This window comes from Streptomyces sp. NPDC048659 (genome assembly GCF_040650575.1).
GTDB lineage: Bacteria > Actinomycetota > Actinomycetes > Streptomycetales > Streptomycetaceae > Streptomyces.
Window position 1 is genome coordinate 159,391 of the sequence record NZ_JBEZHM010000002.1, and the last position, 14,673, is coordinate 174,063.

Annotated in this window: 17 protein-coding genes; 12 read left to right on the forward strand and 5 right to left on the reverse strand. The window is 70.9% G+C overall.

The features are described 5' to 3' along the window. Position 1: 1 nt before the first annotated feature. On the reverse strand, positions 2-1,507 hold the full coding sequence (locus AB0C99_RS02330; RefSeq protein WP_362468365.1) for a peptide MFS transporter: 1,506 nt from the start codon (positions 1,505-1,507) through the stop codon (positions 2-4). Between the two features lie 221 nt (positions 1,508-1,728). On the opposite strand from AB0C99_RS02330, the gene AB0C99_RS02335 reads away from it, so the two are divergent. The 5 genes from AB0C99_RS02335 (at position 1,729) to AB0C99_RS02355 (ending at position 6,009) form a co-directional block, all read left to right on the forward strand. After that, the gene (locus tag AB0C99_RS02335) at positions 1,729-2,739 is read left to right on the forward strand and encodes a polyprenyl synthetase family protein (RefSeq protein WP_362468367.1); all 1,011 of its coding nucleotides are present in this window, start codon (positions 1,729-1,731) and stop codon (positions 2,737-2,739) included. Positions 2,740-2,968: 229 nt separating this feature from the next. Further along, positions 2,969-3,514 carry a hypothetical protein gene (locus AB0C99_RS02340; RefSeq protein WP_362468369.1) on the forward strand — a complete coding sequence of 182 codons (546 nt, stop codon included), beginning with the start codon at positions 2,969-2,971 and terminating at the stop codon, positions 3,512-3,514. Positions 3,515-3,538: 24 nt separating this feature from the next. Further along, positions 3,539-4,084 (forward strand): hypothetical protein, encoded by a 546-nt coding sequence (locus AB0C99_RS02345; protein ID WP_362468371.1) that lies wholly within the window; start codon positions 3,539-3,541, stop codon positions 4,082-4,084. A gap of 25 nt (positions 4,085-4,109) precedes the next feature. Continuing rightward, complete coding sequence (locus tag AB0C99_RS02350) at positions 4,110-4,658, forward strand: hypothetical protein (protein ID WP_362468373.1); 549 nt, start codon at positions 4,110-4,112, stop codon at positions 4,656-4,658. A 130-nt stretch (positions 4,659-4,788) separates the two neighbouring features. Beyond that, positions 4,789-6,009 (forward strand): DUF2092 domain-containing protein, encoded by a 1,221-nt coding sequence (locus AB0C99_RS02355; protein ID WP_362468375.1) that lies wholly within the window; start codon positions 4,789-4,791, stop codon positions 6,007-6,009. 92 nt (positions 6,010-6,101) lie between these two features. Here the strand turns inward: AB0C99_RS02355 and AB0C99_RS02360 are convergent, their stop codons facing one another. Then, positions 6,102-7,409, reverse strand: coding sequence for a M28 family metallopeptidase (locus AB0C99_RS02360; protein ID WP_362468376.1), 1,308 nt, complete (start codon positions 7,407-7,409; stop codon positions 6,102-6,104). Between the two features lie 144 nt (positions 7,410-7,553). Continuing rightward, the gene (locus AB0C99_RS02365; protein ID WP_362468378.1) at positions 7,554-8,144 is read right to left on the reverse strand and encodes a hypothetical protein; all 591 of its coding nucleotides are present in this window, start codon (positions 8,142-8,144) and stop codon (positions 7,554-7,556) included. A gap of 382 nt (positions 8,145-8,526) precedes the next feature. Between AB0C99_RS02365 and AB0C99_RS02370 the strand changes: the two genes are divergently transcribed. Next, complete coding sequence (locus AB0C99_RS02370) at positions 8,527-8,838, forward strand: beta/gamma crystallin domain-containing protein (RefSeq protein WP_362468380.1); 312 nt, start codon at positions 8,527-8,529, stop codon at positions 8,836-8,838. 10 nt (positions 8,839-8,848) lie between these two features. On the opposite strand, the gene AB0C99_RS02375 is transcribed toward AB0C99_RS02370, so the two are convergent. Both AB0C99_RS02375 and AB0C99_RS02380 read right to left on the reverse strand, forming a co-directional pair. After that, entirely contained in the window at positions 8,849-9,727 is an 879-nt protein-coding gene (locus AB0C99_RS02375; RefSeq protein ID WP_362468382.1) for a helix-turn-helix domain-containing protein, read from the reverse strand. A gap of 294 nt (positions 9,728-10,021) precedes the next feature. Next, positions 10,022-10,444, reverse strand: coding sequence for an ATP-binding protein (locus AB0C99_RS02380; RefSeq protein ID WP_362468384.1), 423 nt, complete (start codon positions 10,442-10,444; stop codon positions 10,022-10,024). A gap of 142 nt (positions 10,445-10,586) precedes the next feature. Here AB0C99_RS02380 and AB0C99_RS02385 point away from each other — a divergent pair, with 142 nt between their 5' ends. The 6 genes from AB0C99_RS02385 to AB0C99_RS02410 all read left to right on the forward strand — a co-directional run bounded on the left by AB0C99_RS02385 (position 10,587) and on the right by AB0C99_RS02410 (position 14,327). Continuing rightward, positions 10,587-11,453 (forward strand): helix-turn-helix transcriptional regulator, encoded by an 867-nt coding sequence (locus AB0C99_RS02385; RefSeq protein ID WP_362468386.1) that lies wholly within the window; start codon positions 10,587-10,589, stop codon positions 11,451-11,453. Further along, entirely contained in the window at positions 11,450-11,644 is a 195-nt protein-coding gene (locus AB0C99_RS02390; protein ID WP_362468387.1) for a DUF397 domain-containing protein, read from the forward strand. Before AB0C99_RS02385 ends, AB0C99_RS02390 begins: the two co-directional genes overlap by 4 nt. Before the next feature lie 9 nt (positions 11,645-11,653). Then, positions 11,654-11,848 carry a DUF397 domain-containing protein gene (locus tag AB0C99_RS02395; protein ID WP_362468389.1) on the forward strand — a complete coding sequence of 65 codons (195 nt, stop codon included), beginning with the start codon at positions 11,654-11,656 and terminating at the stop codon, positions 11,846-11,848. A gap of 203 nt (positions 11,849-12,051) precedes the next feature. Next, positions 12,052-12,573 carry a hypothetical protein gene (locus AB0C99_RS02400; RefSeq protein ID WP_362468391.1) on the forward strand — a complete coding sequence of 174 codons (522 nt, stop codon included), beginning with the start codon at positions 12,052-12,054 and terminating at the stop codon, positions 12,571-12,573. After that, the gene (gene tgmC / locus AB0C99_RS02405; protein ID WP_362468393.1) at positions 12,570-13,712 is read left to right on the forward strand and encodes an ATP-grasp peptide maturase system methyltransferase; all 1,143 of its coding nucleotides are present in this window, start codon (positions 12,570-12,572) and stop codon (positions 13,710-13,712) included. The genes AB0C99_RS02400 and tgmC overlap by 4 nt, the downstream gene beginning before the upstream one ends. A 72-nt stretch (positions 13,713-13,784) precedes the next feature. After that, a complete protein-coding gene (locus tag AB0C99_RS02410; RefSeq protein WP_362468395.1) occupies positions 13,785-14,327 on the forward strand; it encodes a DUF1203 domain-containing protein in 543 nt (180 codons plus the stop codon). Positions 14,328-14,673: the final 346 nt, after the last annotated feature.

The window sequence follows — 14,673 nt, forward strand, 5'->3', positions numbered from 1 at the left end:
GTCAGTGGACGGGGTGCATGGTGCGGCGCAGCCAGGGCGCCAGGGCGATGACGCCGAGGCCGACGGCGACGGCGATGGCGCCGTTGACGCCGAAGTACGCGGGCTTGGAGACGTCGTCGTAGAGCTTCACGGTCTGGGCCTGGATGCCGTTGGCGAGGGCCAGCGAGAGGAACCAGAGCGACATGGTCTGGCTGCCGAACGCCTTGGGCGCGAGCTTGCTGGTGGCGGACATCCCGGAGGTCTCCAGGAGCACGTCGCCGAGGCCCAGCAGCAGGTAGGAGCCGACGATCCACCAGGCGGCCATCTTGTACGTGTCGTCGGCGTGCCCGGAGGTCGGCAGGACCATGAGGAGGAAGGACAGGCCGCCGAGGATCACGCCGAAGGCGATCTTGTTGGAGGCGTGCGGCTGGCGGGGGCCCATCCGGGCCCACACGGCGGCCACCACGGGCGCCAGGAGCACCTCGAAGGCGCCGAGGGCGGAGGCGTACCAGCTGGCCGGGAAGTCGAAGCCGAGGATGGTCGTGCGGGCGTTGGTGGAGGCCAGCAGCATCATCGTCGAGTACGCCTGGAAGAGGATGAAGTTGAAGGCGACGGAGGCGAGGAAGAGTACGACGTACGGCCTGAGGCGGCCCCGCTCCTCGGCGGTGACGCGGGGGCTCTTGAACATGACCCAGAAGTAGACGACCGGGGCGATCACCGAGATGAGGGTGAGCAGGTCGACGAAGCGGTCCATGGTGAGCCAGCCGGCCAGCGCGAGGACGGTGGCGACGGCGGCGGTCACGAGGGTGCCGACGATCATGTTGCGGACGGCGCGGCGCAGGGCCTCGGGGGCGAGGGCGTACTCGGCGGAGTGCTTGCGTCCGGCCAGGTGACGGCGCCCGGCCACGTACTGGATCAGGCCGAGGGTCATGCCGACCGCGGCGGCGGAGAAGCCCCAGTGCCAGCCCTTGTGGTCGCCGAGCCAGCCGGTGATCAGCGGGCCGGCGAAGGCGCCGATGTTGATCGCCATGTAGTAGAGCGCGAATCCGGCGTCGCGGCGCTGGTCGTCGGTGCGGTAGAGCTTGCCGACCATGGTGGCGACGTTGGGCTTGAGGAGGCCGGTGCCGGCGCTGATGAGGCCGAGCCCCACCCAGGTCATCGCGGGGGTGGGCACGGCCATGGCGTAGTGCCCGCAGGCGATCAGGACGCCGCCGTAGAGGACCGCGCGGTAGGAGCCGAGGATCCGGTCGGCGAGCCAGCCGCCGGCCACGGAGACGAGGTAGACGAGGGTGCCGTACGCGGCGGAGACGGAGGCGGCGGTGCCGGGTGCCATGCCCATGCCGCCGTGGGCGACGGTGTCGGCGAAGTACAGGACGAGGATCGCCTGCATCCCGAGGAACGAGAAGCGCTCCCAGACCTCCAGGCCGGAGAGGGTGAGCAGCCCTCGGGGCTGCCCGAAGAACGCGTGGTCGTCCTCGGGCGGCGGTTGCTCGCCGTTCGTGTCGGTGTCGATCGTTGTTCGGGACAAAACGCCTACTCCTGGTCGTATGAGCTGATCACGAACATACCGGGGGTGACGGGAAGGCGCCCACGGTGATCGAAACGTGACCGGATACGCTGGCTTGAGCGAATCGACCGACACATCGACAATCTGAGTGATCGGCGCGAGCGGCGAGTGGTTCGGACAGCCTCGGTCCGGACAGCGTCAAGGACAGCGTCAGCAGGCGTCAGCAGACAGGAGACCCCCTCGTGACCGTCGTCGGGCCGTTCGGTCTTAGCGTGCGGGACCAGGCTCTCGAAGCCGATGTCCAGACCGGATTGGCGGCGGTGGAGGCCGGCCTCCTCGACGCCACCAAGAGCGACGTGCCGTTCATCACGGAGTCCGCCCAGCATCTGGTGCTGGCGGGCGGCAAGCGGTTCCGGCCGCTGCTCGTGATGCTGGCCGCCCAGTTCGGCGACCCGTACGCGCCGGGTGTCGTGCCCTCGGCCGTGGTGGTCGAGCTCACCCACCTGGCGACGCTGTACCACGACGACGTCATGGACGAGGCGGACGTGCGCCGGGGCGTGGACAGCGCGAACACCCGCTGGGGCAATTCCATCGCCGTCCTCACGGGTGACTTCCTCTTCGCCCGCGCCTCGCACACGCTGGCGGACCTCGGACCCGAGGCCGTACGCATCCAGTCCGAGGCGTTCGAACGGCTCGTGACCGGCCAGATCCTGGAGACGGCGGGCCCGCAGGACGGCCGCGACCCGATCGACCACTACCTCGACGTGCTGGGCGGCAAGACCGGCTCGCTCGTCGCCGTCTCCTGCCGCTTCGGCGCGATGATGTCGGGCGCGGACCCGAGTGTCGTCGAGATCCTGACCCAGTACGGGGAGCGGCTCGGCGTCGCGTTCCAGCTCGCCGATGACGTGCTGGACATCGCGTCCGACTCTCACGAGTCCGGCAAGACCCCGGGCACCGACCTGCGCGAGGGCATCCCGACCCTCCCGGTCCTCCACCTGCGCGCCGCCGCGGCGGCCCACGGGCGCCCGGAGGACCTGGAGCTGGTGGCCCTGGTCGACGGCGACCTCACCGACGACACCCGCCACGCGGAGACCCTCCGCCGCCTCCGCCTCCACCCCGCCCTGGACCAGGCCCGCCGCGACACCGTCCGCTACGCGGAGGAGGCCCGCGCGATGCTGGCCCCGCTCCCGGAGGGCTACGCGAAGTCGGCCCTGGAGGAGATGTGCGACGCGGTGGTGCACCGGGCGGGGTGAGGGTGGTCACGGGGGGTTGTCGGCACGGGCTTCGCGGGAGCGCGCTCTGCCGTGCTGCGGCGACGCTTCCGGCCCGGTGAGTCCGCCGGAACGGGTTCATCCGGGCATCGACCTGTGGTTCGCTCACTGAGCCGGTCCGACATGCCGGCCATCCGAGCCATCCGAGCCTTCCGCGACGCCGCGGGCCGGATGGCGCGGCCGCTCCATCGCCCGTGAGACGGAGGCAGGAATGCCGTTACCCGAACCCGATCTGACGGGTCTCAGCTACACCGAGGCGGCGGTGCTGGCCTGTGTCAGTACGTTGCGGATGGAGGGGGCGCTGGAGTCCGTGGCGGAGGAGGTGGGTGCGGTGGAGCCTCTGCGGACTGTCGGGCGGGGCGTCCGTACGATCTTCGCTCGTCACCTGGGCGGGGAGATGGATGTGGCTACGGCAGCCACGGGCTTCTCTGCAAACTGGCACATCGAGCAGGAGCTGCCCGACACACATCCCCTGGGCCCCTTCTGGAAGGCCGGCATACGCGTCGGCTTCTTCGCTTTCCTTTCGGTGCAGGTCGCGGGCGAGGAGCGTCTCCGGGAGTGCTTCGAGCAGGGGCGGGAAGCGGCTGGGCTGTGGCCTCGGGGAGTCAGCGCCGGGCCGGTGGGGAGCCTGCTGGAGCTGGAGGTCGCTCGGCAGGAGGAGTCGCTCAGGGTGGTGCGGGCTTCGGGGGTGGCGGGGCTTCGGGAGCTCGCCGAGGAGGACCGGCGGCTGTTTCGGCGGGTTACCGCGTCGTCGTAGTCCGAGCGAAGGGGGGAGGCAGGAGTGGCGTTACCTGAACTCGACCTGACGGGTCTCAGCTATGCCGAGGCGGCGGTGCTGGCCTGTGTCAGTACGTTGCGGATGGAGGGGGCGCTGGAGTCCGTGGCGGAGGAGGTGGGGGCGGTGGAGCCTCTGCGGACTGTCGGGCGGGGTGTCCGTACGGTCTTCGCCGGGCATCTGGGTGGGGAGAGGGACGTGGCGACGGCCGCGAAGGGCTTGTCTGCCAACTGGCGGATCGATCAGGAGATTGCCGACACGCATCCACTGGCCCCCTTCTGGATGGCGGGCGTACGCGTCGGCTTCTTCGCTTTCCTTTCGGTGCAGGCCGCGGGTGAGGAGCGTCTCCGGGAGTGCTTCGAGCAGGGGCGGGAAGCGGCTGGGCTGTGGCCTCGGGGAGTCAGCGCCGGGTCGGTGGGCAGCCTGCTTGAGCTGGAGGTCGCGCGGCAGGAGGAGTCGCTTCGGGTGGTGCGGCGGGCCGGGGTCGGGGGGCTTCGGGAGCTCGCCGAGGAGGATCGGCGGCTGTTCCGGCGGGTCACCGCGTCGTCGTAGTCCAACCGCGAACGTGGAGGTAGGAGTGTCGTTACCCGTATCCGACCTGACGGGTCTCAGCTACACCGAGGCGGCGGTGCTGGCCTGCGTCGGTACGTTGCGGATGGAGGGGGCGCTGGAGTCCGTGGCGGGGGAGGCGGGGGCGGTGGAGTCCCTGAGGGTCGTCGGGCGGGGTGTTCGGACGGTTCTCGGGCGGCATCTGGGCGGGGATATGGATGTGGATACGGCTGCCGCCGGGTTCTCGGCCAACTGGCAGATGGGGCAGGAGTTCCCCGACTCACACGCCTTGGCCCCCTTCTGGAAAGCGGGGGTACGGGTCGGGTTCTACGCCTTCATCTCCGTGCGGGAGGCTGGGGAGGAGCGGCTCGGGCAGTGCTTCGAGATGGGGCGGAAGGCGGCTCTGGCCTGGCCTCGGGCGGTTGCCGCCGGGACTGTGGGCAGCCTGCTGGAGCTGGAGGTTGCCCGGCAGGAGGAGTCGCTTCGGGTGGTGCGGCGGGCTGGGGTTGCGGGGCTTCGGGAGCTCGCCGAGGAGGATCGGCGGCTGTTTCGGCGGGTTACCGCGGGACCGCCGTAGGGCAGGGTTCTCGGGGTTCGGGTCATCCTGGAGGGGTACGGCAGGTTGATCCCGAGGGCTGACGTATCGGGGGTGGGGGTTTGGTGAGATGGAGTCATCGACCAAGGTGCCCACGGAGGTAGCGCAGACCATGGCAACGAACGAAAACCGTCAGCGTAAGGCGAGCCGTTACGTCGTCCCGGTCGCCGTGGCGGGGGTGGCGGCGGCCACGATCGGGCTCGTCCCCGCGCTCGCGGCGTCCGGTGACCCCGACCTGCCCCAGATCACCGCGCAGCAGCTGATCGAGAAGATCGCCGCCTCGGACACGCAGACCCTGTCCGGCACGTTCCGCATCAGCACCGACCTGGGCCTGCCCTCCTTCGCGGGCCTGCTGTCCGGGGCCGGGGCCGGGGCCGGTTCCGGCGCCTCCTCCGCCGACCCGGCCGACAAGCTGACCCAGCTCGTCTCGGGCTCGCACACCCTGCGGCTCGCCGCCGACGGGCCCGAGCGCCAGAAGCTGACGCTGGTCGACGGCTCCGACGAGTACAGCCTGATCCACAACGGCGACGACGTCTGGGCGTACGACAGCAAGTCCAACGAGGTCTTCCATGAGAAGACGGACGGTGGACGGGGTGAGAAGAAGGGTGAGAAGGGGGTGCCCGGGACGCCCAAGGAGCTCGCCGACGAGGTTCTGAAGGCCGCCGGCGACACCACCTCCATCACCGTCGGCGGCACCGCGAAGGTCGCCGGCCGTGACGCGTACCAGCTCGTGATCAAGCCCAAGCAGTCCGGCTCGACCGTCGAGTCCGTCAAGATCGCCGTCGACGCGGGGACCGGCACCCCGCTGAAGTTCACGCTCAACTCGGTCAGCGGCGGCAAGCCCGTCGTCGACGCGGGCTTCACGAAGATCGATTTCAGCAAGCCGGATGCTTCCGCCTTCGCCTTCAAGGCTCCCAAGGGAGCCAAGGTGACGGAGGGGACGGAGGGCGCCGAGGGCGGCGAGGGTGGCCTGGCGGGCGACAAGGGCGGGGCGCACGACCAGCTGCCCAAGGGGCTTGAGGGCGCGCTCGGCGACTTCGGCCTCGGCGGGGCCGCGGGCGCCGACGGCAAGGGCGGCTTCAACGTCATCGGCGAGGGCTGGACCACCATCGCCAAGCTCGACTCCGGCGCCCCCGCGCCCAAGACGGACGAGGCGCCGAAGGAGGTCCAGGGCTTCCTGGACGCGCTCGGCGACAAGGTCAGCGGGAAGTTCGGCTCGGGCACGGTCTTCAAGACGAAGATCGTCAACGCCCTGATGACGGACGACGGCAGGGTCTACGTCGGCGCGGTCACGCCGCAGGCCCTCGTGGATGCCGCCAACGCGGGCAAGTAGGAGCGGAGTTGGGACCCCGGGTGGGTCGGGGGCGATGGTCACCGACCCACCCGGGAGCTGTGTGCGCCGCGCTCTCGCGCGTAGGCGCGTCCTTACGGGAACGTCAGCTTGAACTGGTTGATGTAACCCGTGTCGGCCGCCGCCTTGTCCTGGACGCGGAGCTGCCAGACGCCGTTGGCGACCTCGGAGGAGGCGTTCACGGTGTAGGTCTGGTTGATGTTGTCGGCGCTGCCGCCGGCGCGGTTGTGCAGGTTGTAGACCGAGCCGTCGGGGGCGATGAGGTCCACGACGAGGTCACCGATGTAGGTGTGGACGATGTTCACGCCGACGGACAGGTTGCTCGGCGCGTTGCCCGTGACACCCGTGACGGTCACGGACGAGGTCACCGCGGCGCCGTTGTCCGGGACGGTCACGTCCGTGTCGTTGGTGAAGACCTTGCCGGGCGGCGGGGTCGTCGTACCGCTCGACAGGTTCCAGACCGCGTACGCGATGGCGTCGGCGTTGCGGTCGAGGGCGGTGTCGTTGATGTTCGCCGTCGTGTCGCACGAGGCGTGGTAGCAGCGGTCGAACGCCTGGCCCGAGGTCCCGCCCCACTTCTGCGCCTGCGCGGCGGTCTTGATGTAGTCCGCGCCCGAGAAGAGCCCGCCGACCGGGATCCCGACGTTCTTGAACGGCGCGTGGTCGGAGCGCCCGTCGCCCTCGGTCTCGATCTCCGTCGGGACGCCGATCCCGGCGAAGTACGTCTTGAAGGTCTGCTCGATGGTCGGGTCGTCGTCGTAGACGAAGTAGCCCGGGTTGGGCGAGCCGATCATGTCGAAGTTCAGGTAGCCGCTGATCTTCGAACGCTCCGCCGCGGGCAGGTTGTTGACGTAGTACTTCGAGCCGACCAGGCCCAGCTCCTCCGCGCCCCACCAGCCGAAGCGCAGGTGCTTGGTGGGCTGGAGGTTGGCGCGGGAGACGGCGAGCGCGGTCTCCAGGATCGCGGCGGAGCCGGAGCCGTTGTCGTTGATGCCGGGGCCGGCCGTCACGGAGTCCAGATGCGACCCGGACATGACAACCTGATTCGGGTCGCCGCCGGGCCAGTCGGCTATCAGGTTGTAGCCGGTGGTGCCGCTGTACGTGAAGGTCTGCAGCGTGGTGGTGAATCCGGCCGCGTCCAGCTTGCCCTTCACGAAGTCGATCGACGCCTTGTAACCGGCGCGCCCGTGGGCCCGGTTGCCGCCGTTGGCGGTGGCGATCGCCTGGAGGTCGGTGAGGTGCTGTTTGACGTTGGCCACGGATATGTCGGGCGGCGTCACGGCCTGGCCCGAGGCGAAGGCGGCGGGCGCCGCCCCGGCGAACGCGCCGAGCGCGAGCACGGAGGCTCCGGCGGCGGCGGCGAATCTCGCGGAGAGCTTCATGTGGGGGCTCCGGATTCCGAACTGGGGATGGGACGGAACGTACGAGCGCCTCGCACCGTGGTGGTACGAGGCGTTGGAGCTGTGCGGTTGTGCTGTGCGGTTGCGCTGTGTGTGACGAATGTTCAGTGAGAGTTTGCGGTCACGTCAAGGGCGGAAACCGGTCAGGAGTGTTCGGATTTCGAACGTTTCAGCGAGGTGGGTCCGGGCGGAGGCGGGGCCGCCCCGCCTCCGCCCGGACCCGTCCCCGCCCCGCCCCGCCCCGCCCCGCCCCGCCCCGGAGTGGACGTGGCGGGCCAGGCCCCACGTCCCGGCGGGGACGAGCAGCGTGACGACGGTGACGAGGACCGCGCCGACGACGCGCGCGGTCACCTCCAGCGCCTCCACGCGCACGCACACACCTCCGTCGACGGCGCACCGGACGCCGTAGGAATCCCCGGGCGCCATGCTGTCCGCGCCCGGCGCTCGCAGCCGGCCGGTCGGCACCGTGCGCCCGTCGGCGGACGTGAACGTACCGACGCACTCCGTGCTCGCCCCTCCCTTGCCGTCGCTGTCCACCTCGCACGCCGTCGCGACGAACCGCCCCCGCTCGCTGCCGATCCCCAGCCCGGTCCCGGCCGCCCGCCACGTCTGCGCGCACAGTGCCACGCAGATCGCCGTGACGGCCGCCCCGGCCAGCACGACCAGCGCCCGGGCCGCCCACATGCCGGCCGTCGACAGCTCCCCGTCTTTCCCCATGGGCCGCACTCTCCCCGTGGCCGGAAGTCCTGTCATCGCCGCGCCCCGGCAGCGACGGGGCCCGCTTCCTGCCGGGGAGGGGCAGCCGGCGGGGCCTCCCGCTCGCGGCTCGATCTGGCCGAAAAGTAGCAACTATTCATTAGATGTCGGATTCGGACTCTATGGTGCCAATTTCGGTCGACCCGTGTGAAGTTGATTGCGCTGGGCATCGATCGCGTAGAAGTCTCCTGTGTGCGACCGCGAACGCCATTCGGCGGCTCGCGGCGCGCCTTTAGATCGACATGCCTGAACAGATCCTGCACAGATCCCGCAATAGATCCCGACAGCTCCGAACGGAGAGATCGTGCTCCAGAAGTCGACAAGGCTTGTACGTTCAGCCCTCGTGACCTGCGTCGCGGCGGCATCGCTCACCATCGCCATCCCCGGCAGCGCCTACGCCATCGACCACGTCGAGTGCCGTGGCGGCGAGAACTTCCTGAAGATCTGGTCCCACAGCAACGGTCGCGATAGCGTCGACTGCTACGCGAACAAGGGCCGTACCAGCTTCGGCAGTTGGTGGGTCGACAAGATCTCCACCGGCAACAACGACCTCATCTACTACGACGTCAACGGCGACTCGGTCCGTATCGACCGCTGGACCGAGATCACCTTCCCGCACCGCCCGCCGCAGGTCCGGGACATCGAGATCCTCTGATCCCTGGCCCTCAGGCCGCCGCCGCCTCCGCCCCCGCGCCATCCCGCTCCTCGCGGCAGTCCGCGCACACGCCGTCCGGGCCCGGCGCGTCCCGGAACGGGCGTCCGCAGTCCCCGCACTCCGCGAACGGCGAGCGCGGCGAGGTGTACGTCATCCGGCCGCTGCGCGAGACGAGGGGTGACGGGGGCGGGGGCGGTGGGGGCAGGAGGTTCGCGAGGCGGTGGGCCAGCAGGCCGGCGGGGTGGCCCAGCCGGTCCGGCAGCCCCGCCGTCAGCGTCCGGCACACCGCCTCCGGCGCGGCTCCCCGCGCGAGCCAGTCCGTGACCCCCGGCGCGAGCCGCTCGATGTCCCGCGCGCCCAGCGTCAGCCGGGGCTCGCGTACGCGGAGCTGATCAAGCAGGGCGGCGGCGGGAAGGTGCTGCTCGGCGAGCGGCACCGGGGGAGCGGGTGCCGGTGCCGGTGCCGGTGCCGGTGCTGGTGCCGGGGGCGCGGGCATCGGCGCCGGGCGGGGGCGCCTCTCGCGCCTCGGGGTCTCCCGTACGGGCTCCGGATCAGCCCCCGGCCGGTTGTACGAGATGGTGCGCGGCAGGATCCGCCCGTCCGGGAGGCGCTCGCGGGTCCGCTTCAGGTATCCGTGCCGTTCCAGCTCCCGCATGGCCGCCGCGATGCGCAGCTCGCTCTCGGGGTGCGCTGCGGCGATGGCCTTGATGCCGACGGAGGCGCCGGCGGGCAGCGACTGGAGGTAGAGGGCCAGCCCCTTGGCGAGCAGCGAGAGCTCGCGGTGCTGGGCGAGGTGGTTGCCGACGACCGTGTACCGGGTCGTGTGGCGGACATTGACGTGTACGAGCCCGGAGGCGTGAGGGCGCGCGCTAGTCTTCTTCGTATCCATCGGGAAGGTGCTTCTTCCTCGGTGGTCAGGCCCTCGATCGGGATGCCAGTCCCGGCCGGGGGCCGACGCATGTCTGGGGTGGTGAGCTGGAGCATATGCCACGCAACCAGCCCCAAATCCAGCCTAGTTGGCATAAGTCACCCGTGAGGGTGAGAGTCGCCGCGAGGCTGACGCGGGGCGGGTGTGGGGCTGGCGCGGGGAGGTTGGAGGGGTTGGTGGGGTGATTCCCCCAAGCCTTTAAAGCCTTTACGGCGCGGGCCGCCGCATCGCGGACGTGCGCGACGCGGGCGGCCCCTATGTCAGGGCCAGTTCCGCCCATACGGTCTTCCCGGGCACGGGCCCGAGCCGCACGCCCCAGCCGCGCGTCGCCAGCCCCTCCACGATCAGCAGCCCCCGCCCTGACTCCGCCCCGCCGCCGGGCCGCCCGAGCAGGGGCATCCGGTCACCCCGCGTGTCCGCGACCTCGATCCGCAGGGCGTCACCCTGGACGAGGAGGCCGAGCCGGAAGTCCCGCCCCGCGACGCGCCCGTGCGTGACGGCGTTCGCCGCGAGCTCGGCCACGATCTGCGTCGCCGCGTCCGACAGGTGCCCCAGCTCCCACGAACGCACCTGCTCGGCGGCGAGCAGCCGGGCCAGCCGGGCGCCCCGGTGAGTGGCGGAGAGCTGGATTCCGAATTGGCGTACAGGCGCCAAGAGTTGGGTGGGTTCATCGTTCATGTCACCCAGAGTGGCGGCGGCTGCTTACGCTGCCCATCGAACATGCCCTTACGTACGGTTACTGTCCCGCGACTGTCCGGCCTTGTCCCGACTGTCCAGGACCACCCCGGGGGTAGGGCGGGGCCGAAGGAGGTGGGCGCGCATGAGCGTGAACGGTGTGGACGGTGCGGAGACCGAGGACGCCGGCTGGGAGGTCGAGCCGGGTGACGAGTCCGGCGCGGCGGTCATCGCCACGGTCGGTCGGCAGGTCCGGTTGTGGCGCGAGGCGAAGGGGCTGCGGCCGGCCGATCTGGGGGAGCGCATCGGATACGGCGAGGACCTGGTCCGCAAGGTGGAGCGCGGGGTCCGCATTCCGCGCCCCGAGTTCCTGGACAGGTCGGACGAGGTGTTGGGTGCGGGTGGCCTCATCGCGGCGATGAAGAAGGACGTGGAGGAGGTCAGGTACCCCAAGGAGGTTCGAAACCTGGCGAAGCTGGAGGCACGGGCGGTCGAGTTCTCGATGTACTTCAACTACAGCATCCACGGACTGCTCCAGACCGAGGAGTTCACATGGTCGCTGCTCAGGACGCGACGCCCGGCGTACGGGCCGGAGGAGCTGGAACGACTTGTCACAGCGCGGGCGAGGCGACGGGCTGTGCTGGAGAAGGACCCGGGACCCGAGTTCAGTTTCGTCCAGGAGGAGGCGACTCTGCGGCGGCCCATCGGAGGGAGAATGGTGCTCCGTCGTCAGCTCGAACGTCTCCTGGAGGTGAGTGAGCTGCCCAACGTCGAGATCCAGGTGATGCCGACGGAGCGGGCCGACCACCCGGGGTCGGGAGGGTTGATCGAACTGCTGAAGTTCGGGGACGGCACGGCGGTGGGGCGGTCCGACGGCATCTTCAACGGACGCCCGGTACACGACCCCAAACGGCTTCGGATCTTGGAGCTGCGCCATGGCATCATCCGGGCTCAGGCTCTCACTCCCGGGGAGTCGCGGGCTTTCATCGAGCAAGTCCTTGGAGAGACATGATCCACAAGTCCGAGCTGGTCTGGTTCAAGAGCAGCTACAGCAGCAACAGTGAAGGCACCGACTGCGTCGAGATCGCTGCCACCCCCGGCACCGTCCATGTCCGTGACTCCAAGGACGCGGAAGGCGGCGCCCGGCTCGGGTTTGGGCGGTCGGCGTGGGTCGGGTTCGTGGCGCACGCCTGCGGCGAGTAGGGGAGCGGCATGGCTGACGTGTTCGAGCTGGTCTGGTTCAAGAGCAGCTACAGCAGCAGTAGCAACGGCAACGACTGCGTCGAGGTCGCCGCCACTCCCGGCACCGTCCACGTCCGCGACTCCAAGGACGCGGACGGCGCCCGGCTCGGGTTCGGGCGGGATGCGTGGGCCGGGTTCGTGGGCTCTGCGTCCGAGCGGCACTAGCGACGGGGCGATCCTGGCCGCCCGGCCTGCGTGGCCAAGATCGGCGGTTCGCCGCGGAGCAGGCGGCATGGGGCGCCGGAGGCATCCTCGCTTCGCTTCCGGGCGCGCATTACGTCAATCACCCGTGGGACAACCGGGCGGCGGAATTCAAGCCTGCGCAGCTTTCGACCGCCCAGCGCTGCGGGTTTCTGGTGCCCAGCACCGTGATCACCGATGACCCCCGCGAAGCGCGCGCGTTCGTCACCCGCCAATCAGGCGGAGTCGTTTACAAGCCCGTGTGGAACACCCCGTACCGCGTCGACGGCCGGCCGCACAGCGTGTGGGTCCGGGAAGTACGCGCGGCCGACATCACGGATGCCGTGTCCATATGCCCGCACCTGTTCCAAGCCAAGGTGGACAAGGCGTTCGACGCGCGGGTCACCGTCGTGGGTGACCGGCTCTTCGGGGTCCGGATCGACAGCCCCGATCTCGACTGGCGCCGCCGTCAGGACGCGATGACGTGCACCCCGATCGACGTGCCCGCGCCGGTCGCCGACGCCATCGCCGCCTACCGTGCCGCATTCCGGCTCGTCTACGGCGCGTTCGACTTCGCCGTGACGGCGGCAGGTGACTGGTACTTCCTTGAGTGCAACCCCAACGGTCAGTGGGCGTGGCAGCCGGAGCAGACCACTGCGGCGATTGCCCGGGCCCTCGCCGAACAATTGGAGAAAGGCCCTGACACGTGAGCACATCGGCTCAGTACCGCAGCGCCCTGGTGCGTGAACTCACCGAGAGCTGCGCGATCACCGACTCCGAGTGGCGCAGGGCCGCCGAGGAAGTGCCCCGCGAGCTGTTCACGGGGTCGTACTTCCGGCCGGTGGCGGGCAGTTCCCCCACCGCGTACCGGTCCCTCCGGGAGGGCGAGCCCGGGTGGCTGGAGGGGGTCTACTCCGACGAGACGCTGATCACCCAACTGGACGGCCGGATCCGCCCCGACGACGTGGTCGACGGTGTCGTGACCGGCTCCCCGTCCTCGTCGTCGACGCTGCCCTCGCTGGTGCTGCGCATGTGGCGGCAGCTCGGTGCGGAGGCCGGGCACCGGGTGCTGGAGATCGGCACCGGGACCGGGTATTCGACCGCCCTCGGCGCGCACCGCCTCGGGGACGCCGGCCTGACCAGCGTCGAGTACGACCCGGTGGTCGGCGCGGCTGCCGCCGCCGCGCTCAAGGCGGCGGGGTTCTCGCCCCGGCTCGTCATCGGGGACGGGCTGCGCGGCGATCCGGAGGGCGGGGGGTACGACCGGCTGATCGCCACCTGCTCGGTGCGGTACGTCCCGTTCCCGTGGCTGCATCAGGTGCGGCCCGGCGGGAAGATCCTGGTCACCCTGTCCGGGTGGAGCTACGCCAACGCCCTCGTCCTGCTCGACGTGACCGGCCCCGGAGAGGCCACGGGACGGTTCCTGTCCGGCTACACCAGCTTCATGATCGCCCGGCCGCACGACCGTCCGCCCCGCCCGGTGCTGGCCCTGCTGCCCGGGGAAGCCCGCGCGAGCCGGATCGACCCCGCGACGCTCGACGGCTGGACCGGCGGCTGGATCGCCCAGCTCGCCGCGCCCTCGGCCGAGCGGCTGGGAGCGGGGGCGGAACAGATCCTCTGGGACGTGGCCACGGGCTCGCAGGCGCGGACGAGCCCCGATCCGGACGGCGGCTGGACCGTCGTCCAGCGGGGGCCCGTACGCCTGTGGGACCGCGTGGAGCGTGCCGTACGGCTGTGGCAGGCCGCCGGTGAGCCTCACCAGGAACAGTTCGGGCTGACGGTCTCGGCCGCAGGGCAGCGGGTGTGGCTCGGCGCCGAGGACGGGCCCGGCTGGGACCTGCCGGTCTGACGGGCGCGGGCCCGCGACCTCCGTGTCCGAATAGCGCCAGCCTCGCGGGCGGCGGCGCGTGACGCTGGGGGTATGGCTACTACCGCGACGACGGTCACCACCGCGTACACCGCCCGCCCCATCCCGCCCACCGCCCTCGCCGAGCTGCGCCGCGTCGATGACGCCGGGCGGCCCTGCGTCCCGTACGACGTCACCGAGGACGAGGGCGTCGGCAGCCCGCTGCGGTGCTGTCTGCGCCGGGCCGAGGCGGGGGAGCGGATCGCGCTCGTCTCGTACGCGCCGCTGCGGCGGTGGGCGGCCGGGGCCGGGGTCGAGCCCGGGGCGTACGACGAGCAGGGGCCCGTGTTCGTACACGCCGAGGAGTGCGGGGGGCCCGTGGCCGGGCCCGACGCGTACCCCTTCGGGCGGGCCGGGGTGCTGCGGACGGTGCGGCGGTACGACGCACGGGGGCGGATCGCCGGCGGGCGGCTCCTGGAGGTGCCCGAGGCGGCCGGCGCCGCGTTCGAGCGCGCCTTCGACGAGGCGTTCGCCGATCCCGAGGTCGCCTTCGTGCACGTCCGGGCCGTCGAGTACGGCTGTTATCTGTTCGAGGTGCGGCGCGACGACAGGCCCTAGCATCCCCGGCATGGCGATGCTCGTACACCTGACCTCGGCGGCGACATCGCCGACCTCACGCTCCGGGCGCAGGCCGACCGCTGTCCGCCGGTCGCCGATTCCCTGACCCGGCCCGGTGCCGACGGAGTGCTGCGGGCCCGCGGGTTCTTCCCACTGTGGATCCTCGCCGACCGGACCCGCTACGGCCGGCCTGCCTACGAGGCGACGGCGGCGACATCCAGCAGCGGTATCGCGCCGGCCTGGCACCGCCCGGAAGGAGCGCCTCTGAAGCCGCACCCGCCCAGCGGCTACCGACGCCGAGGTGTCAACCCCGCCGAAGACCTGGCCCGTCTTGCCGAGCACGCCT

Bases quoted from the DNA above. Each gene is read 5' to 3' on its own strand.
- AB0C99_RS02410 (WP_362468395.1), top strand. From the start codon at position 13,785: ATGGCTACTACCGCGACGACGGTCACCACCGCGTACACCGCCCGCCCC.
- AB0C99_RS02390 (WP_362468387.1), top strand. From the start codon at position 11,450: ATGATCCACAAGTCCGAGCTGGTCTGGTTCAAGAGCAGCTACAGCAGC.
- AB0C99_RS02380 (WP_362468384.1), bottom strand. From the start codon at position 10,444: ATGAACGATGAACCCACCCAACTCTTGGCGCCTGTACGCCAATTCGGA.
- AB0C99_RS02340 (WP_362468369.1), top strand. From the start codon at position 2,969: ATGCCGTTACCCGAACCCGATCTGACGGGTCTCAGCTACACCGAGGCG.
- AB0C99_RS02385 (WP_362468386.1), top strand. From the start codon at position 10,587: ATGAGCGTGAACGGTGTGGACGGTGCGGAGACCGAGGACGCCGGCTGG.
- AB0C99_RS02395 (WP_362468389.1), top strand. From the start codon at position 11,654: ATGGCTGACGTGTTCGAGCTGGTCTGGTTCAAGAGCAGCTACAGCAGC.
- AB0C99_RS02355 (WP_362468375.1), top strand. From the start codon at position 4,789: ATGGCAACGAACGAAAACCGTCAGCGTAAGGCGAGCCGTTACGTCGTC.
- AB0C99_RS02375 (WP_362468382.1), bottom strand. From the start codon at position 9,727: ATGGATACGAAGAAGACTAGCGCGCGCCCTCACGCCTCCGGGCTCGTA.
- AB0C99_RS02365 (WP_362468378.1), bottom strand. From the start codon at position 8,144: ATGGGGAAAGACGGGGAGCTGTCGACGGCCGGCATGTGGGCGGCCCGG.
- AB0C99_RS02360 (WP_362468376.1), bottom strand. From the start codon at position 7,409: ATGAAGCTCTCCGCGAGATTCGCCGCCGCCGCCGGAGCCTCCGTGCTC.